Below are 21,927 nucleotides of genomic sequence, written 5' to 3' on the forward strand. Positions count from 1 at the left end.
AAACCCAAGCCATGGGAATCACCTTTTTTCTGAAAAAAAGAAAGCCATTAGGCTTCGTATTTGTCTCCTGTTATGTCTTGATAGTCGTCTGCCGAGATCCAGCCAATGCTTACATAAAATGCAATATCCTCTGGGCCATAGCACTGCCAGTCCCAAAATTGTTTGATATCTGCTACAGTTGGATATATCATGATTTTTCACCACCCTTTAACTCTTGAATCTCAGTCATTAGTTGAGCCAATTGTTTTGCCATCTGTGCCTCACGCAATTTAGCTGCAGCTGCTTCCTTTGACAGTTCAGTCAATTGTTTGGTTAAGACCGCATTTTGCTGTTTTAGTAAATCAATATCATACGGCGGTTGCTCTATTTGTAAGCTATCAATATATTCTTGGGTTGCCGACTCGCTCCATGTCTTGCTTGTGGGATTGTATTTTGCGATATATAACCCTTCTTGAGGTTGTACATCCGTAAACCCCTCTGGAATTTCAGCGTCATCGGCTATTTCTTTATCTCTACCATGTATATAATTAAAATTTTCATCATAGGCGTATATAGGTTTCATGTGATTCACTCCTTTGCTTTAAACATGCAATTCACAACAATGAACTCATTATTGCTGGATGTGTCTTGTATAATAAATCGGCCATCCGGTGCGATATATTGTCTACTATATTGCGGTCCTTTAAAACCACCGGTACTTGATGCAACTCCAAGATTATAGTGAGGAAAAGGTGGTTCACATCCTTCTGGTAACGTAAAGGCAGGTACATCACCCACTGTTCCTCCGGAAATTGCTCCCCTAACATAAACAGTTCCCATCGCATCTTTTGCGACACGCACCCTATAATCATTGTTTACATTTGAATTATAGGTTTTCCAACCATTGCCAATTGTGGGGAACTTCCAATCGAGTTTAGAATCGGCATCAGTAATGATTCGTTTCCATCCTCTCCAACTACCATTGTTTAGATAGTTATGATAGGTCACATTGGCAAAATCAGTTGCATACACCCAGCCAAATGACCCTTTACCATTAGTTGTATCGGTTATGTGGTAGGTGCCTCTAATTGATCTTGCCGCCACCGGCAAATCTTTTGAGTTGGACACTGCGTAAAACGTACCCATCCCCAAACCTTTATCAATGATTTTATCTAGGATGCTTTCGCTCGTGTCCCTAACGTATATGAGGGGTATCCCGTTATCTTCTGTAATTTTTGACAGTTGACCGTTGTTCCATTTATTTTTCTCGCTCTGGGATAAATCTTCCTCAGTAAGGACACGTGTCCATTCAGTCCATTGAGAATTTGTTTTTTTAATTCTGTAGTATGATTTACGTCCTGCTGTATCGTATATAGTTTGTAGCAGGGTACTCGCATAGCTGATCACGATCATAAAGGCTCCATTTATTGATGGAGGCCCGTTTACTCCCTTGTTATAGATAAGATAAAGGCCGGTTTCAGTTATCTCGTTGTAATCTGTGATCTCACTTACCCCTTTATAAATAGGCTTACCATTATTTTCAGTAAGCTTATAAAGTTGACCGTTGTTCCATTTATTCCTTTCGGCAACTGTCGGAAGCTGCGTCCAGATAATTGAAATATGACTAGAACCATAGTAAAAGTAATATGCATTACCTGATGTGTCTACTGCAAACCCAGTCCCGATGTTGTTTTGTCCCACAGTTTGTATTCCTCTTAAATAGGCGTTACTAGGTGCAGGGGAATCTTCTACACCTGGATAAGCGACAAAGGTACACATTCCTTTGTCTTTGATCGCATTAAAAATACTTCCGTCAGCTGGAACCGCAATTAAATGTCTACCGTCATCAGCTGTGATCTTATATAGTTGCGATTCATTCCATTTCTTTTTCTCTGCCTCAGATGCATGCGGCTTGGTGTCATCAATGTGATTCACAAGCTGTTCAAATAGTCCTGTATCATTTTCAATCAATACCTTCACCATGTCATTGAATAAATCAGCATGGGCCTTGTCGCTAATTTCAAATGACTTTGGATTTTTTATCTCCATTGCGATCTACTCCTTCTTTCAAAAAGTTTGAGTCAATTTCTTTTAATTGCTCTAAAGTCAGCAAGTGCTGCTGATATCCCTCATTCATTTCTTCCATTGAACAATCTCCTATTTCAATGGCTTGTTTGACCATTTCGGGTGTCGCCCATTGAAAATATAATGCCATCACCCAATAATTCATGTTTCACTCTCTCCTTTAATGAAAAGGATCTCATTTTTTAGCGCATTTAGTTCGTTTGTTAGAAGAACACATTGATGTTCAAGCTGTTTTCTCATCAGCTTTTCTTTTGCTACTTCTTGCGCTAAATAATCTAGTGGAAGAGGGGGTTGATACCTCGGATTGATTTGGGATTCCTTCCACCATTTTGTCAATTCTTTTATCGTTGGCTTTGGCACGTCTAGATACCACTCATTTATATACGAACCATCGCCGTCATTTCTTAGTTCAAAATCCTTTTGCGGGTCCGCATCAGGGTATTTATACTTAATGGCTTCATATAAAATCATCAGAACCCTCCTACACTCTCGAAAAATTCCGGCCGCCTAATTCTGTAATATCGAAATAGTTGTACCAACCTGAATTATCAGATATATAACGATCGGAATTTCCCGCATATCCTATATACATGTAGATTTCAACGTAATCTCCTTTACTCGCCGGCACATTCGCTGCCCCATATAAACCTATATCAAGTTTTGCAGTTTCAGAGGGTGTAGCAGGGAGATGTCTATAATGTGATATATTTTTAAAATTTTTACCATTTAAAAAGATAGACAGCTCAAAATTTGCATACATTTGAACCGTCTCAATATAGACTCCAGCATTTACTAAGTACATTCCATTTTCCCGACAAATAAAACGACTATTTTTTATATCAAAATTATTGTGACTATCTTTTATTTTTCGATTAAATAGGATTTTTTGTCGTTCAGCATTATTGAGCAACTGTTTCCCAGTTGTACCAATGTTCGTATGAAGAAAGCCAGAGAGCTTATGCCAATCTGTCCAACCTGATCCCGTCCACCAATGCCTGCACCAAACTCCCGTACTATCAAAATAACTGCCTACCTCGTTTCCAGTCCCATAGTAATATTGAAGAAATCGAAAATTACTATATTTTTCATTCTTCACAAAACCGTATCTTGTAGGATATCCCGTATCATTGGCTTGACCAATATCCATAAACGTAATCCCAATTGGATATTCCTCGCCGCTGATTGTCGCATCTTGAATGGCTTGATCCCCTGTTAGCTTGAAAAAGCTTTCATTTGTGATCCCTGCAATTTGTTTACTCAGCGCATGATCATTCTCTACAAGTGTGTCGACCATCTGGTTAAACAAGTTGGCATGGGCTTTGTCAGTGGTTTCAAACGGTAAAGGTGATTTTATGTCCACTTCATTTCTCCTCCATTAATAAATATCATCAATCTCAAAAACGAATTCGATGTCGCCGTCTTTTTGTTTGTCTGTCATGGTGCGGATGGCGGTGAATTTGCCGTCTTCGTCGACTAGTGCTAGTTCGTTGATCACTTCTCCTGCCAGTTCTCCTTCGGCGATTGTGCAGGTGTAGCGAATTTTTGCTGGTTCCATGAAGGTAAATGAATCAATATTTTTTTGGACTAGTTCCTTTTTAAGTGCTTGTTCGGTACCGTCGAGAGAGATCGGTTTTCCATCCTTCGTTCCCCCATTTCCAAATGCCATTTTGACGACTTTTGTGAGTTTTGTTCCTTCTGCTCTTGCCTTTGCCATTTGTTGACGTGCATACAGTGTTGTTACGGTTAATTGATCAGCCATTGTGATCCTCCTTATAAATCTATTTTTTTAGAAGTTGCTGCGAGCATTTTTGATCCGTCCAGCGGAACAGATCCATCAAGAATCCAGTAATGGTCCTTGATTAGTAAGCTTCCACCCTGCTCAGTTTGGACATGTACTGGCAGACGGAATGTCATCTTCTTTTTGGTTTGATGCTGAAGATGATTTTTTGTGCGTAAAGTCAATGCCGCTCCTTGCTTCGTTTCATGTACCGCTCCAGTCATGACATAGTTCATGCGCTGTGCTGTTCCTGACTGATGTTGAAGCCGCAGTCTCATGTTTAATGAATGCCGAAAACGAGCAGGCACATCCGTTGTACCTCGTGTTCCACTGAGATAAAACGTACCATTTAAGACAAATTCACCATTGAGTAAAATCGGGATATGATCGAAAAAACCCACCCTGCTTCGCAGTGTGAGCCTCACGTGATGATCATTTTTTTCATGTACGTCGGTATGATGAAAAGCCGTGAACGTATAAGCCAAGTGAGCAGGCTTTAACATTTCAAGAATTTCTACAATATATCTCGTGTTTTGCAGATCATCAAGGTTCACACGTAAGGCGAAGTGATAGCGATTTGTTGTGAGACGGATGACAGCACTTGGATTCTTGAGAAAGCGATTCACTGATTTCTCTAATGAAAGATACGTGATTGGCGGAATATTAGACATCATATTGAGTAAGCGTGCCCTGCGCAGTTCAATTGAATCATCTGATTCCCGCTGCACCTTCAGCATCCTTTCCCATCTATTCAATCCCCATGTCGCTGTTAAAGGAAAGAACTGATCCGTTAAATCGAAAATGGATTCGTCCAATTGCTCAAATTCCGGTGCCTCTGTCTTGAGCAGGTGATCCACTTCATAAATTTCTGTAAAATATGGCGGCAAATAGTTTTTCATTTCATCCTGTTTGCTCAATAACCTTCACCTGCCTAAGACGCGGAATCTCAATGTCCTGTAATACTAAGTTTTTCGACTCGCCATTCAATAACACATCTGCATAATCTGACACACTTTCTGAATGATACAGAATATCATTTAAGGCGGACATTCGAATGGTACTCTTTTCAAATGCGATTGATTTCAACAACGTCTTGACCTTTTCTTCTATTTCTTTCTGAGCTCCTTCAAGGGTCCAGTCCATTTGAAGTTCGACAGCCACTTCTATGTCGATATCCAGCCATTTGGCGCTTTCAACGGTTGCTTTTGAACCGATAGGCGCTTGTCCTTCACCTTCACCTGGCACTGGGTCGATATATTCCTGTACCCTTTTGACAAGAAGGTCTGATGCAACATCTAGATTGCCATCTGTGATGACAATTTTGACCGTCCCTTCTCCGTTCCAAAGCGGGAACACTTTCGCTCTGCCAACACCGGCTACTTCCTCAGCCCATTTTTTATAATGCGCCCTGTTGGCACTGACAGCCTCTCGCCTCGCACGTATTAAATATCGATCGTATAATGAAGCGTCATCTTCCTCCTCTTGACCAGGTATTACCAGTTCTTTCATCGTAATCGATTCAAGTCCTGGAATTGTATCAAGTGACAGCAGCGGCTGATCTGTTAATTGAACATTGCCTGCTTTACCAGGTGTCTCGCATTCTAGCGTGCCATCCTTCGAATATTGGAAATAAACGTCTTCAATAAAAAAACGTGAGCCATCTGGAATATTGATATTTTCTGGCTGAATGGCCGCTGACCAAACCGCTTTAGTGGCTGGTTTTCTTTCAATTCCTACTTCAGCAGCCCGCCGATCTAGAAACTCTCCTTGTGCTGTATCTGCAAAGACCAGCTCAAACACTTGATCAAGCCAAATATAGGATTGGGCCAGTTCAGCAGCAGCAGGTGCCAAGGCATTCCAAATCACGCTGTTTTCTCTTTTATCTATATCATCTGGCAGTCTGTCCAGCATTCTTTCCATTAATGCTTCGTACGTCTGTTCCTCAAACATCGCCCTCCATCACCTCCTCTATTTCTAATGTTCCCTCATCTGTGACAATAGCTAATTTGACATGAAACGAGTCATTTTGCTTTGTGACCTCTAACTCTTCAATATGATCAATCCGCTCGTCAACGAGCAGTGCCTCCTCTAGCAGCCTTGGAATCTCCATTTCTTTGTATTCATCCGTGGCTTCTGTATCCGTCAACAGCTCCTGAATTTCTGTGCCAATGTCGTGGCTGTAGATAGGATGTGCATATCGCTCTGTCCTAAGTGTCATATAAATAAATTGCCGGATTGCTTCAATACCTGAAATGGTTTCGCCTGTCAGTCTGCCAGTTTCAAAATTTATTCGATACGTCGTCGAGGTTTCGACCTCTTCATCTTCTTCTATTTCCTCGATTTCTTCCTCTGGTGAAAGTGCCACGTTCATCACCTCCCTTACAATTTGTCGATGATGTAAAAGGACTGCCCTCCTGCCATTGCAAGCACCATAATACTGTCTCCTCTTTTCAGCTCATCATCCTCACCCTTATTTAAGCGCTTCGGCCAAATCAGTAATTCTTCTGGAATGGTCAGCTTATGATTCTCATTTAATCGGATGCTCAGCGGGGAAACTGCCGTGACTTCTCCAATTACAAGATCGATTGGAGATTCTGCGTCTACTGCATTCACTGCCAATCGTTTAATCGCTTCACTTAATCTCACGCTTGATCACCCTTTGGCATTGAATTTTTCTCAACAACATCAATTGTCATGGTGTGTTTCACCCCACTGAATTCATGTTTGTCTTGATCGATCCAGTAAGTTTTTTTTACGTTGATTTCAGGAATTTTCAAATAGATTGGGAGACCGCTTTGCAGCTCAGGAATTCCTAGCGCTTGGATGCTTTTGACTTCTTGTTTGACGCCTTTTTTCTCTGCCAGCCGTACTTTTGCTCTCTTTTGCAGCTGCGGCTGGTTAATTTGCCCCGTGACTGTCTCAACATGCTGTAAAATACCGTATTTATTCTGACCGGCTTTATCCTGTTCGATCACCACAATCTCGGATTTACTGCCTTTTTTCTTATTTTTCCCCTGTTCATCAGCAGACGTACGCATCTTAACACGAGTGGCTGTCTCTTCAATCGAGGTGCTGTATTGATAGCTGATGAGATTGACGCCTGATTCAATGACCCATACGTCCTCTGGATCAGGCCAGGCTCTCAGCCCCATCTTGCCTTTAGCAGAATAGATTTGATAGTTTCTTCCCGTCTGCCGCTTCGTTTCTTTCAATGCTTTCAATATCATGTCATACAGGCTCGTATCATTTTTAAAGACTAGTGATTTGATGACATGTCCTGTATTGGCGATGGAGGTCATTGGAATTTGAAAGTCAGCTCCAATCCGCCTTAAGATTTGATCTGCTCTTTGATTTGAAAAAACATAGACATCTTGGTTTTTCACCAAATATTGAAGCATATCGTATGCGGTAAAAGTCATCTTCCCTTCAACAGGTGTCCGGGAAAAAACGATGCCTCTAAAAAGCTCTTTTCCTTTCCATTTAAAAAGAACCGTGTCCCCTTCCGAGACACGGTAATAAGTTTGACTGCCTTGCTTTGTGATAATATTTGCCTGAATTGAGCGAGGGGCTTGATACCTTTGCCCCTGAAGTGTCACACTCTCTGTGACAAGCTCATACATGGTGCCGCTTCTGATGGCAAAAAGCTCGATCAATGCCAGCCCCCCTATTGTGGTATTTTTAACCTTTGTCCAGGGAAAATCCAATGCCCCGGCTGCTTAATATTACGTCTGCTACGTTTAATCATCGCTAACTTATTGGCATTCCAAATACGCCGCCATTTTGTACTGTCGCCATAAAACCTGCCAGAAATGGCCCATAGCGTATCCCCTTTTTTGACGGTGTACATTTTTGGTGGTGTTTTTGAAGGCCGTTTCTTTTTCGTTTGTTTTGCTTTTTTCTTTCGTTTGATTTTCCTAGGCGATGCAGTTTTATATTCCTTTAACTCGATCGTAAATTCACGATCTCCAATATCATATGACCCTTCCTTGTGGGTGAAGCTTTCAATGCTGCACGTCATGTTGATTTTTGTCCCAGTTACAATCAATCGCACGGATTTCTTAGAACGCATCATTCGTTCAATTTTCGCAATTGCATTCTCTGGTGATGGAATGCCTTTATATTCAGCAATCGGCGTATATTTCTTAGGAAATAATGAGGTGAATGATACTTGTTTAGCCGATGGTACGTCAATAAAGGTCAGTTCTCCAAAAGAAGCGACCTTTACCGTTTCATTTTGTACGTTATTTGTGATTTCGAGTTCGGATGGAAGGACAGGGAATCGTAACTTGTCCTTTCCTTGGGAAATCCACAATTGATACACTGATTTACCCATCAATCACGACCCCCTTCGTTCCTGTATGAAGCTCTACTTCAAGTTCATCTACAAGCATTTGTTTAATTTTTTCAACTAGCGATTGCTGATCTTGTCCATTATGGAAATGCTGATCTCCATTGAATTGAATCGTGATTTGTTTATTACCTGACGATGATGTTGTACAGCCTGTTGACTGAGCTGAGGTGACTTGCTGCATCTGTGCTTCTGGTAAAGGAGCAGATGCATTTGATGGATCATATACTTGCATCCCAAGTGCCTTAGCTGCCTGCGTCAATAAATACCTTCCGCGAATGCCTCTTTCCTCGGGAATAATCCATTCACGTTTGTTTCCTTCACCGACTCTAGCCACCTGCTCTTGAGTAATCAATCCGCCATTTGCGTAGCCTTTATAAGGGCCGCCTCTTCTCATACTTCGTAATCCCGGCGTATTGAAGACTGTTCCATATCTGCCCTTAATGTAGTTAATGGCTGCAACGGCATTATGAATTGGGTTCCAAATGTCATTCATGCCCTTGCCTTTATTGGCGTTAAACGTCGTTCCAATGGTTTGCATTAAGCCTTTAGAAGGTGTTCCCTTTTTGGCGTTGGAATCCCATAAGTTGATCGCTCTCGGATTTCCACGTGACTCATGCTGCGCGATGGTCATCAGACCTGGAAGCCAGCTCATAGATGTGCCAGTTGCCATGATTGCCGCCATGAGCCATTGCTTCACATTAAGATTTGAAGCTCCCATGCCGCTGAAGGCTCCAATTAATGAACCAGCCTGATTTTCAGCAAATTTTTTCACATCAACTGAGTCGAGCCCTTTGACGACACCAATCGATGCAAATTTCCCAAGACTCATCATGACGCGTGAAGGGGAATGAATGTCTAATTCCTCTCTAAACGCCTGTTCTACTTTCTTCGCCATTTCTTTGGCCGCTTGCGTGACTTCGCTTCCTTTGGAACGCATACCGCTGTTAAAGGCGTCAATCATTCCTGAACCCCAGCTTGGTGATTCTTGTTTTGCTTGCAGGAATGGTTGTTTGATGTGTTGATCTACGTATTGGCTCGTGCCAATTGATGTGGCATTTTGGCCTGTTGCAAAACCACTCACCGTTCCAGAACCCCAAGTTGGTGATGCGGTCATGACTTGTTGGTATGGTGTTTTTACACGACTTTGCAAGAAGCTGGCTGTTCCTGTTGGTGTCATCTGCTGACCATTTGCAAAGGCTGAAACCGTTTGTTGACCATACTTTCCTGAGTCTGATGTCAATTGACCAAAAGGCTGCTGAATATTCTTTTGTTTCCATTGATCAAGGGAAATTACTTTACGATTTAACCCTTGTTCAAAATCGTCATTAAATTGCTCGCCAATGCTAGAGGCCTGAATGTCCCCAGTCATCGAGACCGATCCGTCTATTGAACCGACAGAAGATGATGCAGCTACTGCTGTAGGAGCTGGAGAGCTTGATACTTGATTTCCAGCTGCTCCGCTTGGCATAACAGACATTCCAAGTTGAGAAGCAGCCTGTGCAAGCAGCATCTTTCCGCGTCCTCGGTTATTTTGAGTTGGAATAACAAATTCGTTACCTGCTTCACCGACCCATGATAAGGTTGGCTGAGTGATATAGCCGCCTGTGGCTTTTTGATCAGGTTTAAAATCCTTTTTCCCTTTTTCTCTACCTTTTTCAAATTTCACAATATGCCTACCAACGAATTTTGCGCCTTCACTTTTGATTAAATCCCATGAATCTCCTAAAATATTTTTACCCCAAGATTGAACATTACTCCACTTTCTTGACCACCAGTCTTTATTAAATAGAGTTGAAGAAATAGTTGCTTTTGCAGTTGACCAAATTGTTTTTGATTGTTCCCATTTACTTTTTGACCAACTTTTTACGTTATCCCACTTCTCCCCCCACCAATCTTTGTTAAAGACCGTTTCACGAACTTTTCTTTTAATCGAATTCCATATGTCGACTGCGCCATCCCATTTTTCTCTGGTCCATTTTTTTACATTATCCCACTTCTCTCCCCACCAATCTCCGTTAAAAACAGTCTCACTAAGTTTACCCTTAATAGAATCCCATATTTCGACTGCACCATCCCATTTTTCTTGAGTCCAGTCCTTTACATTATCCCATTTCTCTCCCCACCAATCTCCGTTAAAAACGGTCTCACTAAGTTTACCCTTAATAGAATCCCATATTTCGACCGCACTATCCCACTTTTCTTGAGTCCAGTCCTTAATAGCATCCCATTTTTCACTCCACCATTCGCCATTAAAGACAGTAGATTCTAAAACTCCTGTAACGTATCCAGCTTGTTCTGCCCACCATTCTGAATTGAACAGTGTATTCGATGCTGTAGTTTTTATATCTTCCCATTTTTCACTTAGGTTCCCTAAAGATGTTTCTGCAGAAGTTTTAACACTCCCCCACTTTTCACTCCACCATTCGCCATTAAATAAAGTGTTTGAAATATCCTCTTTAAGTTTTGAAGTATCAAATATCTCCCCTAATTTTGATCCTCCATAAGTGCCAGCCATGCCTCCAGCAACGCCACCAATTGCAGCTCCTACAAATGGTATTGGAATTAGAGCTTGACCAATTGCAGCTCCACTAACTCCTCCTGCAAGACCTCCAGAGAAACCACCTACTTTTTCCCCAACGTTTTCTTTGGTTGTTCCTATTAAATCTGTTGCACTTAATAAGTTCCCCAATACAGGCACTCTTTTTAATAACTTACTACTTCCTCTACCTATATTTTTTAATGAATCGCCTAAACTACTTAACCCGCCGCTACCTTTCATCAGTCCAGCAAGTCCCGCAACGGAGGCTACGATGCCTGTAGTTTTCTTCAATCCACTAGGGATTTTTTCAAAAATCTTACCTGCATTTGTTTTCAGTTTTCCTAGTCTACCTGGAGGTCTTCTATTTCTTTCAGCTCTAGAAGTGGCGGTAGGATTTGTGGGCTGCCTTTGAGCACGGCCATTTCTATTTCTAGTTCTATTAGAACCACGCCTGCTTAAACCTCGAGCACAACAAGGGCAACAGCTATTACGAAACAAACCTTTTCCTTTTTGTTTATTTGGCTGCGTATTAGGAGTTGGATTTGTTGATGCTTCAGTCGTTTGACTTTGAGCTGAAGAGTTACTGTTGTTCTCGCTTGATGGATTTTTCGGGCCAAGGATCAAATCTAAGCCTTTGTTAAACCATTTATCTAAATACTCCTCAGGATTAATTTTAATCTTCTCACTAATTCGTCCGATCACTTCTTGCTTGTATGCGTCGATTTTCGTTTCAATCCAAGGGAGTGCATTATTATCCCAAAAGTTTCTAGGACTCAATTTTTCTTTCAATTTATCTGAGACGTCACCTGCATATTTTTCAATTTCTTTTAGTGCCTTATTTCCCAAATTCCCCAACCAGCTCTGTTTGTTTTCATTCGTTTTTGTAGCAGCTGTTGCATTAGGTTGCTTTTTTACTTTCTTCTCTTTCACAACAGACTCTGCCTGATCTCGTTTTTTTAGCTTACTTTTTGCATTGTCTTGAACTGACACTCTGATTTCGTGTTTGGACATCGTCAAGCTTTTGAGTGTCTTTTTGATTCGTTGAATTGCTGCGGTGGCTTGGTCAACCATGTTTAATCTCATATAGTACGTTCTGTTGATGAGCTGAAGGATTGATTTTTTGATTGATGATATTTTACCTGATAATTGATCGTTCAATTTAAACGTCATCATAATGGGACTTGTCCCCACTTGTCTCAAACGATCTATGCTGGTTTTAATGACATCCAGTCCCTTTGCTTGAATGGATATGACCATATAATTCGGTAACATATTTAACTGATTTTTTAATGATTTTAGATCACGATAGATTCCCTGATCCAGCGTCATGGAAACAGCTGAAATTTTCCGGAGCGATAAAGTGAGATTTCTCAGCTTCTTTTCATCCATTTCTAGGCTTATTTTCACCGGTTTTCTAAATGGTTTGAGCTGCTTCTCAAACGTTTGAAACCGTTTTTGAATGCGTAATAGCTTTTTCGACACCCGGTCTTCTAATTCAAATCGCGCTGTAAGTTTCGCCATTTACTTACCTCCTTTCTTTGCTTCTTTTTCTAACATGTCTAGTTTGTAGCTGATCAGTCCGAAAAGGAATGCTTTGAATGGTCTTGGTGATTCGTATAAATCAAGGAGTTCAGATGGGGAGTAGTGAAGTTCGTGCATCGCGTAATATAAAAACACGGCTTCTTTATCCCCATCTTTTATTAGTTTTTTGCTGCTTCTTCTAAATCTTCAATTTCATCTTCGAATCCGTTGATTTCGATCGCTTTGTTTAACCAGTTTGCATATTCACCGCCAACTGACAGGACACGTTTTGCTACTTCAACTGGATCTTGTGTGCTGTAGGCTTCTCTTAATTCCTTTGAACGGAAATCTGGGTAAATCGTCGATTCAATTGCAATACGTGCGTAGAAGCGCTGGCTATCTAAGTCTTTTACACGTCCTCTGCCTTTGACATTTTTGAAGGTTGTGTTTTCTTTTTCCAGTTCATCAATACGTTCAGTTGTAATAGCTTTAAAGACAAAAGGAATGACATTCCCTTTTTTATCAACAAAACGCTTAGAAATCGGTACTTTGACTTCTTCCGCTTCTACTGTTTGTCCTGGCATAAAAAATGAAAGATCAAATGTTTGTTTTTCACTCATGTTTAAAAACTCCCTTTGTTATGTTTTTTTGAATGCAAAAAAGCACATCCATTTTTTGAATGTGCTTTCCAATCTTTTCATGTATAATTTTAATTGTACAATTGAATGGCTTGCTCAAGGGCGTCTGGCTCATCCCCGATAGGAAGGGGGTGATGCATATGTCAACATTTGAAGCGATTTCCCTCATGTTTTTATTCGGGATGTTTATCCTTACTTTGTTGACGTATATAAACAAAAAATAGACTCCCCTTGAGCTTTGAACGGTTGAAGGGGAAGTCTATCCTAAAACTATCTAAATTGATTAGCCAGCCCCTTTGAGGGCCTCATTGTACATTGCCGGGATGTTAGAGCATCCTGGCTTTTTTTATTGTATGCAAATAGCTTTGCATGTAAACATATTTTAATGAATCGAATACAAGACGTTGCAAGACGAAATTTAGACGGCTTCAAGACGACTGTATTACAACTGCATTATAGCATATTCAGTTTTTAATTTGCTAATTAATTAGCTGATTTCCTCCACTTTTCTTAGAAAGTATTCTTCAGCTTCTCAGGAAGATCAAAGTCTTCAAACGTGAAAGGAACTTCTTCTTCAAGCGCCTCTGAATCAACATCCAATCCAGCGATTTTAGCTGAATCAAAGTTGACATCAAATAATGTCACACGCTCAGTGCCACGGCCTGATGATTTATCGTCAATGACAGCTTGAAGAGTGAAATATGGATCTTCTCCTTTTTTCACGTAATTGAGCATCAATTGAACGAAACGGGACGTAACTTTATAGAAGGTTGCCGTTCCTGTTCCGTTTGCTCCCGTTGTTTTATGACCAGTCATTCGGCGGCCCATGACGTTCACTTCTGATTTGTTTTTCTCCACGTTTGCTTCGAAGGTTTTGATAAATGCAAGCTCCTCACCTTCTAAGAAAAGACGACCTTCTTTACCTGAAATTGTATTTTGTGCTTTAAAAGCCATCTTACTTCACCTCCACATTGAAATAGAATTTTTCTGCTGCATCTACTGGTTGAACTGCTAAATCGATGATAAATCCATCACGATCTTCATTGAGGCCGATCAAGATATCTGTTTCTGAATTAAAGCCTGTAATGCCGCTGCCATCTTGAAGCTGTGTGAGATACTGGGTAATCAGTGTTTTTACAAGCTGCACACCATCATCTGATGCTGGAATGTCATTTCCATTGGCTTTGCGTAATTTGATCAGATTTTTTAATTCGAATGTTAAATCATTGTTGATCGCATCAAGTACACGAATGATTTTGTTTTTCGCCATTTGCTGGTTCTTTTCAGTTGTGAAGCTTGTCAAGGAGTTAATATCTTTTTCAACACTCACGGTACGATCTCTCGCATCAAAGGTGAAGAGGAACTCCCCTTGTGATAATCGGTATTCTACTTGATCATTGTCAAGGCGTTCTAATGTATCGACTGCTCCTTCGTATTCAACAAAGGTCAGTGACTGATTAAAGTTTGCTCCGGCACTTGCCCCTGCGACCCATGCTGTTGTTTGAGCAGGAGTTAGTTCTGTTCCATCTTCGAGTACAACACCGCTTGTCACATTGATGATTCCTTCTTGGTCAGCTGCATAATTCGCCACAACCCCTTGCACCTTACGTCCTTGCTTATCACGTAAACGTTCGATAAATGAAGCGAAGGTTGCTTTTAATTGCTCACTATTATTGACTGGAAGGGCAATGACATCAAAGTATTCTGTTTCTGCTGCTTCTAGGAAAGCTGTATAATCTGCGACACTTGCCACGCCGTTTTTCCCGCCTTTTAGTGCCACACCAGCTGTAATGATGACTGCACCTTCACCAGAAAATTGAACGTATTTGTTTTTCACAAGGTCTTTGACATCGGTAACGACCTGTTTATCCACAATATCTGTTCCAAGATAAGTGATAACATCGCGTTTTGTGCTATCAAGTACATTTTCTGCGACTTGTACTGTAATCTCATTTCCTTTTTGGCCGCCATAATTTGCTGTGACGACAAAATTTTCAGCAATTTCGGCTTTGGCCGGCTCTCCTTCATTTAGGCGGTAAAGCAAGACCGTTTGCGCTTTTTTCTTTGCTTCACGGAAAAGAAGAAGTGACTTTTCCTCAATGCTGAGTCCAACCTTTTTATTTAAATCTTCCATATTTGAAACGGAAATAAAGGTTTTTGGCTCTCCCCAACTCATCACAAGGGGAAGTGCCACCGTACCTCGATCCCCTAAAGTAATTCGCTGCTCTGCTGTTGTTTTAAAATTAAAGTAAATGCCAGGACGCTTTTTCTCTGTACCTGGTGTAAATGTGCCTCCGTTCATCCTTTAAACCTCCTTGGACAAAAAAGCATCAATGTGCTTTTTCGCTTCTGTTTTTGTAATTGGTTGATGTTTGATATAAAAAAGAGCACCTTCAAGGATTTCTGGTTTGACCCCAAAAAGATCCTTGCTGTGCTCCTTTAAGGCTTCAAATGAAAAGCCAAATTCTTTTTCTTCGCCTGCTGTTTGAGCGGGCTGTGCATTTTTAGTCTTGCTCACGTTTGATCACCCCATCTGAAAAGTTGATATCTTCAAGGCTTGCCTGTTTGTCTCGGTTGTACCAATAGCTACTATCCCATGTCAGGACAATCGCTGCTACGCCTTGATCTATCATTCTTGTTTCCACTCTTTTTATGCGGACATAATCATCAAGCACCTCTCCGTCTTCACTCATCATCTGAATGATTTGACGATCAGCAAGCAATGCATCAACGATTGTTTCTGCCGCATCATGTGCTTTTTCTGTATCAATATGAAAGACTTTCACTTGCAGCGAATAAGATTTCATAAAGGTAGAAACTGTATCTGGACCACTGATCACTGTCACAGGCGGCACATAAACAGATGGCACTTGAAAGCGTTCTGGCAAAAGACGATCATACATTGTCACAGGAAAGTGTGTGTAGATATAATGCATGATTGCCCCGACTTCTTGATTCATTCCATCACCTCCCAAAATGTCGATCGAACCAGCTTTGCAGCTTTCGATCCAGCGACTGTTCAAACATTTGCTCATAGAGCATGACAGCATGATCCCAGTAGCCATTGCCATCAATCCATTGAGAGGCAAGCATCATTCCTGTACTTGCATTCGGATCATATTCAAAGCGGCTGCCAGTCCATCTGCCAGGCACCCATCTTCGCTCTCCACTTGAAGAAGTGGCATGTCCGTCATTGACATAGGAGGCATATTCAAGCTGCGTTCCCACTTCAAGTGTGAGACCGCCTTTTGAAAGGAAAAAAAGATTCTCCTTGTCGCCTTGTGTAAAGGATCTTAGAAGCCGTCCTGTATCAACAGCATTCTCCTTGATTAATTCATCCTGAATGATGTCTAAAAACTGTAGGCCCATGTCCTCCAGCCAATCTTGGTATTCTGTCTTTAAGCCGCCATCACACGCTGTCTGCAGTTGTGAAATCAGCCGTCCAAGTCCATCAATTTTCATAGATTTTCCTTCCTGACTGCCATCACTTCGATGTGATGATTTTTCACTTTTTTAGGCTGCTGTAATTTGAGTGACACGCCATTCCACACCATTTTGTCATGCAAGCGAATATCACTTCCTAAAGGAAAATGGACAAGATAGGATTGATAAATGACTGTATTCGGCTCTTCTTGCACAAGTGACTGGTTCTTTTCTATGACATAACAAGCTAGATCGGTCAGGCTGGGAGCATCGGGATAGGAAAGTGTCATTTGTAAATCATCAGCTGGAATTCCAAATTTCCCGCGCGTAGACTCCTTATGTTCAAGGTGAAAAAGATCACAGCGATCTGTTAATAGAGATTGATAGCTCATAATGATCTCACCTTTAGTTTGGCACTGCCGGCAGTCAATGTTGGTTCAATGTAATCTACAAGCAGGGCATATACATAGGGTCTGCCTTTCACTTGATCAGCTGCCTTTGCATATGAATAATCGCCCATTTTCTCTGACGTAAAGCCTTTCATCATAGATTCGTCATCATTCAGCATGGCAAAATATTGGGCCATTTTTAATAATGCAATTCTTGCTTTTTCAGGGAGGGGCTGATATTTTTCGCTTGAGAAATCGTGACCTACGATCTGAAATACCGCAGCTTCTGCTTCGATAATATCTGCTGTCAGTCTTTCTACAGATCGATTTTTCACACGATCAAATACAGAATAGGCCTGCAGTTCTTCAGCAGAAATGATCATGGTCTGCCGTCACCTACTCTTTCACTTTCATCACTTTTGCTACAGCATCCTCTTCCTCAAATTTGCTGTCTAGCTTCGCTGTGAGGACAATAATAAATTTACGTCTGCGAATATCTTTTTCTACTTCAATTCGAATATTTCGAGAGAAACCTACGATAATATTTTTAGGATGTGTCAGCAAAATATCTGATACGTCTGTTCCCGCTTCGTCATATGGCTGCATATTGGCAAGACCTTTGACCGGCACACCGAATGCAGAAGAAAGTCCGCCTTGAATGGCCGCATCTCCAAGGCCCGTCTGACGGTTTGCTACTTGATCCTTCCATTCAACTTCTAAGCTTGGGGATGTGTAGAAACGGAAATCCTGAGGAACACGTAAATATTTTGACGGCATTGCTTTATAAGCTTGCTTAAACATTTGGCGGCTGATTTCCGCTCCATTTGCATCTACGATATGAGATACTGCTTGTTTTCTCACGCCATCCATTTGAGCTAGAAATGGATCTGCTGAAGTCGTATCACCATTGACGATGAGCTCTTCAATGTCAACGGCTGCTCGTTCAGCGAGCATTTGCATAATCGTCTGCTGAATGCCGTCTTTCTCAATATTGTTTTCAATGCTGTCGTAGGTCATGTGGATCTCTGCGATGACCTCTTTCGCATTTAGCTGGACAGTGCTTGTCGCTGGGACAACACGGTCTTTCGCATCAAGCGCTTTGCCTTCTTCTGCTGGGCGCAAAATACGCTGGCCAAAGCCGATTTTTTCGATTTTTTGTGAATCACTTTCCATTGGAATGATACGTGCATCATTTAAAACGGTTGGTGTATTTTGCATCATTCTAATGAATGTGTTGGATTGGGTTGCGTTCATGAGACCGCCGGTTTTTAAGCTGGCAAGTGTCATTTCGGCCTTGCGAATCAACTCTTGATTTCTCACACTGTTTCCTCCTTATTTAGGCTTATAGTAAGCCATCCCATATGGGCTTTGTACTGTCGTTTTGTGTATCGTGGATTGTTTGTTTTGACATGCCGCGCGCTTTTTCAAGCTTGTGAATTCGCTCTGAAATAGGCAAAAGCTGCTGCTGAAGCACTTGCTCAAGCGCTGCTTTTTCTCTGCTGGCTGATTTCTCTAAAGAAGAAAGCTGATGACGAATCGGTGCAACGGCTTGCTCAAGCACCTTTTGGACAGGTTCTTCCCCAGTTTGATCTGTTTCCTGCTGTTCAGCATGCTGTAAGACGTTTTCGATGGCCATTTTTGCTTTTTCAAGCTCTCGTACTTGCTCCGTCGTCAAAGCGGCGTCTTGTTTTTGTACGGAGGCTGGCCTTTCACCAATCGTTTGAAGCACATCTTCTGTCTTCAAAATCTCCTGGACGATTGGCAGCAATTGCTCAAGCGCTGCTCTTACACCCGCCTCATCACCATCACTTGACTGTAAGGTTTCCAGCAGGTGGTCTAAAACGCTCCAAAATTGTTGTGACATGTTTGCACCTTCCTCTTTCAAAAAGAAATTTTTCAGCAAAGAAAAAAGCCCTCTCTCATTCGTGCTTTGAGATAGGAGCTGATCTTGTTCTTCTATTGCTACGATGTCCGCCGTTCCTGCCATTGAATATCCTGTAATGTGGCCTTTCTGAATTTGATCCCAAATCTCTTGAGAAGCCTTTGTAACAAGCACCCAAGATCCTTTTCGAATCAGCTCACCGCCTACTTCAAAATCAGCTGGTGCAATGTATGATTCAACCACTTCGCCAACACCATGTTGAAAATCATGCTGCTTGTCAATGTGGCGGGCATCCTTCATAAAACCATGTGCTGCTCTTTCAATTTCTTTAGCAGACATAAAGTCTTGGTGTGCATCAGGTGTATTCGGTTCATACACGACACCATACACAAGGCGATGAGCATCTTCTGCCTTTGTCAGCACACTTACCTCTTTTTGAAAGTCAGGCTGGCTTTTCTTTGCCTTCATCAAAAAGAATTTCTTTTTGTTTGCGGCTCTGTCCACGTAGGAAACATGCGTAATTTTTGCGTTTTTTAATTCTCTTGGCATATGTTCACCCCCTTTCAAAAAAGCGCACGCGCTTCGGTTTATTCATTCAACTGATCTGGCTCTCGTTGAGGCTGTTGTTCAGCTGATGTCATGCGGCTTTCTAAAGGTCTGTGATAGAGATCCTCCGGCCATTCCTCTAACGTTTTCCCAAGGATACGTCCCGCCAGATCTCGCAAATCGTTTGGCGACACTGCCCCAGCCTGAATAAATGGTGTCAGAACCTTGGCAATCTCTAATGGGTCTCTAAAGTCAGGACCATTTAATAGGAAACGGACATGCCAAATATCAAGATCCGGCAGGAAAAGGGTATTGAGTTTCCCTGTGATGAGATGCCGTTCAGGCTGAAATACCTGTTCTTCTGTTGTTTTCCGCGCCGTATCGGCTGTCGCTTTGTTATAGTCTTGAGACTCACCTGTGTAAATAGGCGGCAGTCGAAAAGCAGAGCGGATTTTGTTTCTTGTTTTTTCATCGTATTCTAAAAAGAGTGCATCTTCTTGCAAGATCTCTGCTAAGGATTTGAAGTTCACTTTGACATTTGAGACATCTTCTTCTCCAGTTAACCCTTTTTCCGTCGGGAGACCTTCGACTTCAAGCAATAGAAACTTATGTGCATGATCAGAGCCTTCAATATCGTCCATATAATCTTGAAGCTGCTGATAGGATGACTCAGACAGCATTCCATTTTCAACAATGATGGCACCAGGTACGTGCCGCCCTTGTTTAAAATAAAGGTAGTTCAGTTCTTCTGCCTTGCGTGCCCCATACATATTGACGATGTTGCCAATCCAGCGGGGAATTCCATACGTTCCACTGCCGATTTTAAAATGAATCACTTCTGTTGCACGCAGCGACTCTGGGGTGGTGTCATCGTATTTGCCTGTTTCACAATGTAAAATGCGCGGATCACCATACTCCTTGAAGAAGACTTTCTTTTCATTGATCACCTGCACATATTTACGGAATCGCTTCTTTCGATTCATTGTTTTCAATTCGCCGTTTTCTGTATACCGAAATTCGACGTCGACTGGCTCACTCAGCTTGCAAATGCGGATATGGAGCGCATCTAAATACTCGATTCCTGCCGGCTTTCCCTGGCCATCTCGGAGAACTTCTAAAAAACCATTCCCTGTTTTCTCCCGGTCTTCGATGACATAGCCAAGCACCACATCAGCAGACTCATCATAGTTCATGTATTTCGTAAACTCTTCAAGTCTTGTCCATTCCTTCTCTGCTGCCTTCTTTTTTGCCGGTTTCACGCCTTCTGCATTAAAGTCAAAGGCATATTCTACACCAAAACCAAAGCCTAAAATATTGGTCTTATACGCATCAATACATTGCTGAAGAATGGTTGAATATTCTGCCATGCTTTTTAATTCATTGATATTGTAAGGCGGGGGAACAATGTCATCCTTTTCGTAGGAAAATTCATCTGCATACATTTGTTTTGTATGATCAGACATGTTTGCCTTCATAATGGTTGCTTTCAATTGTTTCATTGTATGGACCTCCTCTCTCTGTTTGGACGGACACGCTCCGAGGCAGTCTGTTTCAAATCTGTCACTTCATAATCATCCAGCGCATACCAGATGGCTGATAATGTGTGTGGATCGATTTGAAATTCATCTTCCTCTAAACGTCCATCCTTATCTGCCTTATAGGTTAGTGATTGAAGTTCATAGATGGTATATGGACATGCATCAGAACAAATAATTTTCTTAAACCGTTTGATCTTTTTTGTATACTGTAAACGTGAGCCTTGGAACTTATGTGCCGCCACCATTTGAAAGCCGCGCTGCCGAAAATAGTGAATGGTTTTAGGTTCGGCTGCATCGGCTTTAATCAGTTCTTTTGATTCAATGAACTCTTTCAAGTCAAGGGCTGTTTCATCATCTGTTTTCCCGCGGTCGTAATATTCCCAATAAATATATAAGTACTTTTTTTCATGATCGACAGCTAGCCGAATAAGCGCATTGTATGATTCAACAAATCCAAAATCCATGCCTGCTCGTTTCAGCGGTCTGTCAATCTGCTGAATGGCTTCTAATACATCAGAATGGCTTCTCACCTCAAATTGAGGAAAAACCTTTGTGCCATTAATGCCGAAATATCCCTTCCTCGCAATGCGATAGAGGTCTGGGTCATACTCTTTCAGCTCATCCAGCTGCTTCACGTAGCTTTTAGGAAGGAATAGATTATCTTCTGCCGTGGAGTGATGGTAATACGTATCCTTAATAACAACGGTTCGCTTTTTGTATAAGGTTTCATCATCTAAAACAAAACGCTTCAGCTGTTCATCTCGAAAAAAATGTCTGTACGTCCAATTATCCTGACCAACAGGATTGGTCGATAACATCATATAAAGCGGTAAGGATGGATGCCTTAGCCTTCCAAGCAGCTCTTTAAAGCCTTCATAAGAAACCTCTGAACATTCCTCAATCCAAATGATCGAGATGTTGTTGATTGATTTCAATTTTTCAGGTTTGTCCAGCCCTTTAAATAAGATGCTGCTGCCGTTTCGAAACGTCAGTGCAAGCGGCGAACTTCGGCACTTCACCACATGGTCGATGCCGAGGTCGCTGACGATCTCTTGTAATAAAGAAAAGGTTGATTCGCGGTGCGTATCATACACGTCTCGAATGACAAGTGCTGTCCGTTTTTCTTCCAGTAGCTTTAAGACGAGCTTTAAAGCAATGTGATAGCTTTTAGAGGAGCCATAGCCTCCAACTAAAAATTGAAACTTTTGATTCCAATCGAATAGAAAGTGTTCAAAGTGAGGATTGACTTCTTTTTCAAT

General features: G+C 41.6%; 28 protein-coding genes. 1 reads left to right on the top strand and 27 read right to left on the bottom strand.

From position 1 onward, the window contains the following. Positions 1-47: 47 nt before the first annotated feature. The 16 genes from MHI46_RS14625 to MHI46_RS14700 are packed head-to-tail and all read right to left on the bottom strand — an operon-like array spanning position 48 to position 12,872. Complete coding sequence (locus MHI46_RS14625; RefSeq protein ID WP_251181193.1) at positions 48-191, bottom strand: XkdX family protein; 144 nt, start codon at positions 189-191, stop codon at positions 48-50. Beyond that, positions 188-562: a hypothetical protein gene (locus MHI46_RS14630; protein ID WP_251181194.1), complete on the bottom strand. Its 375-nt coding sequence runs from the start codon at positions 560-562 to the stop codon at positions 188-190. The genes MHI46_RS14625 and MHI46_RS14630 overlap by 4 nt, the downstream gene beginning before the upstream one ends. A 5-nt stretch (positions 563-567) precedes the next feature. Beyond that, a complete protein-coding gene (locus MHI46_RS14635) occupies positions 568-2,028 on the bottom strand; it encodes a hypothetical protein (RefSeq protein WP_251181195.1) in 1,461 nt (486 codons plus the stop codon). Continuing rightward, a complete protein-coding gene (locus tag MHI46_RS14640) occupies positions 2,000-2,209 on the bottom strand; it encodes an XkdX family protein (protein ID WP_251181196.1) in 210 nt (69 codons plus the stop codon). The genes MHI46_RS14635 and MHI46_RS14640 overlap by 29 nt, the downstream gene beginning before the upstream one ends. Next, on the bottom strand, positions 2,206-2,535 hold the full coding sequence (locus MHI46_RS14645; protein ID WP_251181197.1) for an XkdW family protein: 330 nt from the start codon (positions 2,533-2,535) through the stop codon (positions 2,206-2,208). Before MHI46_RS14645 ends, MHI46_RS14640 begins: the two co-directional genes overlap by 4 nt. A 10-nt stretch (positions 2,536-2,545) precedes the next feature. Beyond that, on the bottom strand, positions 2,546-3,424 hold the full coding sequence (locus MHI46_RS14650) for a hypothetical protein (RefSeq protein ID WP_251181198.1): 879 nt from the start codon (positions 3,422-3,424) through the stop codon (positions 2,546-2,548). A gap of 15 nt (positions 3,425-3,439) precedes the next feature. After that, positions 3,440-3,823 carry a phage tail protein gene (locus tag MHI46_RS14655; protein ID WP_047203992.1) on the bottom strand — a complete coding sequence of 128 codons (384 nt, stop codon included), beginning with the start codon at positions 3,821-3,823 and terminating at the stop codon, positions 3,440-3,442. Between the two features lie 11 nt (positions 3,824-3,834). Then, positions 3,835-4,758: a YmfQ family protein gene (locus MHI46_RS14660; protein ID WP_260774661.1), complete on the bottom strand. Its 924-nt coding sequence runs from the start codon at positions 4,756-4,758 to the stop codon at positions 3,835-3,837. Beyond that, positions 4,742-5,791, bottom strand: a complete 1,050-nt coding sequence (locus MHI46_RS14665; RefSeq protein WP_251181199.1) for a baseplate J/gp47 family protein — start codon at positions 5,789-5,791, stop codon at positions 4,742-4,744. Before MHI46_RS14665 ends, MHI46_RS14660 begins: the two co-directional genes overlap by 17 nt. Then, positions 5,784-6,206: a DUF2634 domain-containing protein gene (locus MHI46_RS14670; RefSeq protein WP_099663586.1), complete on the bottom strand. Its 423-nt coding sequence runs from the start codon at positions 6,204-6,206 to the stop codon at positions 5,784-5,786. Before MHI46_RS14670 ends, MHI46_RS14665 begins: the two co-directional genes overlap by 8 nt. 14 nt (positions 6,207-6,220) lie before the next feature. After that, entirely contained in the window at positions 6,221-6,487 is a 267-nt protein-coding gene (locus MHI46_RS14675; protein WP_099663585.1) for a DUF2577 family protein, read from the bottom strand. Beyond that, positions 6,484-7,494: a hypothetical protein gene (locus MHI46_RS14680; RefSeq protein ID WP_041085439.1), complete on the bottom strand. Its 1,011-nt coding sequence runs from the start codon at positions 7,492-7,494 to the stop codon at positions 6,484-6,486. Before MHI46_RS14680 ends, MHI46_RS14675 begins: the two co-directional genes overlap by 4 nt. Before the next feature lie 11 nt (positions 7,495-7,505). Then, on the bottom strand, positions 7,506-8,174 hold the full coding sequence (locus MHI46_RS14685; protein ID WP_260774662.1) for a LysM peptidoglycan-binding domain-containing protein: 669 nt from the start codon (positions 8,172-8,174) through the stop codon (positions 7,506-7,508). Further along, positions 8,167-12,252 (bottom strand): transglycosylase SLT domain-containing protein, encoded by a 4,086-nt coding sequence (locus MHI46_RS14690; protein ID WP_260774663.1) that lies wholly within the window; start codon positions 12,250-12,252, stop codon positions 8,167-8,169. The genes MHI46_RS14685 and MHI46_RS14690 overlap by 8 nt, the downstream gene beginning before the upstream one ends. Continuing rightward, positions 12,253-12,390, bottom strand: coding sequence for a hypothetical protein (locus MHI46_RS14695; protein WP_095285871.1), 138 nt, complete (start codon positions 12,388-12,390; stop codon positions 12,253-12,255). 41 nt (positions 12,391-12,431) lie between these two features. Further along, a complete protein-coding gene (locus tag MHI46_RS14700) occupies positions 12,432-12,872 on the bottom strand; it encodes a phage portal protein (protein WP_012011040.1) in 441 nt (146 codons plus the stop codon). Between the two features lie 185 nt (positions 12,873-13,057). Between MHI46_RS14700 and MHI46_RS14705 the strand changes: the two genes are divergently transcribed. Continuing rightward, on the top strand, positions 13,058-13,114 hold the full coding sequence (locus MHI46_RS14705; protein WP_231730857.1) for a putative holin-like toxin: 57 nt from the start codon (positions 13,058-13,060) through the stop codon (positions 13,112-13,114). Between the two features lie 286 nt (positions 13,115-13,400). Here the strand turns inward: MHI46_RS14705 and MHI46_RS14710 are convergent, their stop codons facing one another. The 11 genes from MHI46_RS14710 to MHI46_RS14760 are packed head-to-tail and all read right to left on the bottom strand — an operon-like array spanning position 13,401 to position 21,927. Further along, complete coding sequence (locus MHI46_RS14710; protein ID WP_024423257.1) at positions 13,401-13,844, bottom strand: phage tail tube protein; 444 nt, start codon at positions 13,842-13,844, stop codon at positions 13,401-13,403. 1 nt (position 13,845) lies between these two features. Next, positions 13,846-15,192, bottom strand: a complete 1,347-nt coding sequence (locus MHI46_RS14715; protein WP_260774664.1) for a phage tail sheath family protein — start codon at positions 15,190-15,192, stop codon at positions 13,846-13,848. Positions 15,193-15,195: 3 nt separating this feature from the next. Then, positions 15,196-15,408, bottom strand: coding sequence for a hypothetical protein (locus MHI46_RS14720; protein ID WP_024425900.1), 213 nt, complete (start codon positions 15,406-15,408; stop codon positions 15,196-15,198). After that, positions 15,395-15,850: a hypothetical protein gene (locus tag MHI46_RS14725; RefSeq protein ID WP_039180991.1), complete on the bottom strand. Its 456-nt coding sequence runs from the start codon at positions 15,848-15,850 to the stop codon at positions 15,395-15,397. Before MHI46_RS14725 ends, MHI46_RS14720 begins: the two co-directional genes overlap by 14 nt. 4 nt (positions 15,851-15,854) lie before the next feature. After that, positions 15,855-16,352, bottom strand: coding sequence for an HK97 gp10 family phage protein (locus tag MHI46_RS14730; protein ID WP_260774665.1), 498 nt, complete (start codon positions 16,350-16,352; stop codon positions 15,855-15,857). After that, the gene (locus MHI46_RS14735) at positions 16,349-16,705 is read right to left on the bottom strand and encodes a YqbH/XkdH family protein (protein ID WP_260774666.1); all 357 of its coding nucleotides are present in this window, start codon (positions 16,703-16,705) and stop codon (positions 16,349-16,351) included. Before MHI46_RS14735 ends, MHI46_RS14730 begins: the two co-directional genes overlap by 4 nt. Beyond that, positions 16,702-17,085 carry a DUF3199 family protein gene (locus MHI46_RS14740; protein ID WP_039181000.1) on the bottom strand — a complete coding sequence of 128 codons (384 nt, stop codon included), beginning with the start codon at positions 17,083-17,085 and terminating at the stop codon, positions 16,702-16,704. The genes MHI46_RS14735 and MHI46_RS14740 overlap by 4 nt, the downstream gene beginning before the upstream one ends. 13 nt (positions 17,086-17,098) lie before the next feature. After that, positions 17,099-18,022 (bottom strand): phage major capsid protein, encoded by a 924-nt coding sequence (locus MHI46_RS14745; RefSeq protein ID WP_260774668.1) that lies wholly within the window; start codon positions 18,020-18,022, stop codon positions 17,099-17,101. A gap of 22 nt (positions 18,023-18,044) precedes the next feature. Next, entirely contained in the window at positions 18,045-19,133 is a 1,089-nt protein-coding gene (locus MHI46_RS14750) for an XkdF-like putative serine protease domain-containing protein (RefSeq protein WP_260774669.1), read from the bottom strand. 38 nt (positions 19,134-19,171) lie between these two features. Beyond that, a complete protein-coding gene (locus MHI46_RS14755; RefSeq protein WP_260774671.1) occupies positions 19,172-20,629 on the bottom strand; it encodes a phage portal protein in 1,458 nt (485 codons plus the stop codon). Beyond that, on the bottom strand, positions 20,626-21,927 hold the full coding sequence (locus MHI46_RS14760) for a PBSX family phage terminase large subunit (RefSeq protein WP_180272438.1): 1,302 nt from the start codon (positions 21,925-21,927) through the stop codon (positions 20,626-20,628). Before MHI46_RS14760 ends, MHI46_RS14755 begins: the two co-directional genes overlap by 4 nt.

Origin of the sequence: Bacillus sp. FSL K6-1000 (assembly GCF_038630785.1) — a bacterium.
Taxonomy (GTDB): domain Bacteria; phylum Bacillota; class Bacilli; order Bacillales; family Bacillaceae; genus Bacillus; species Bacillus safensis.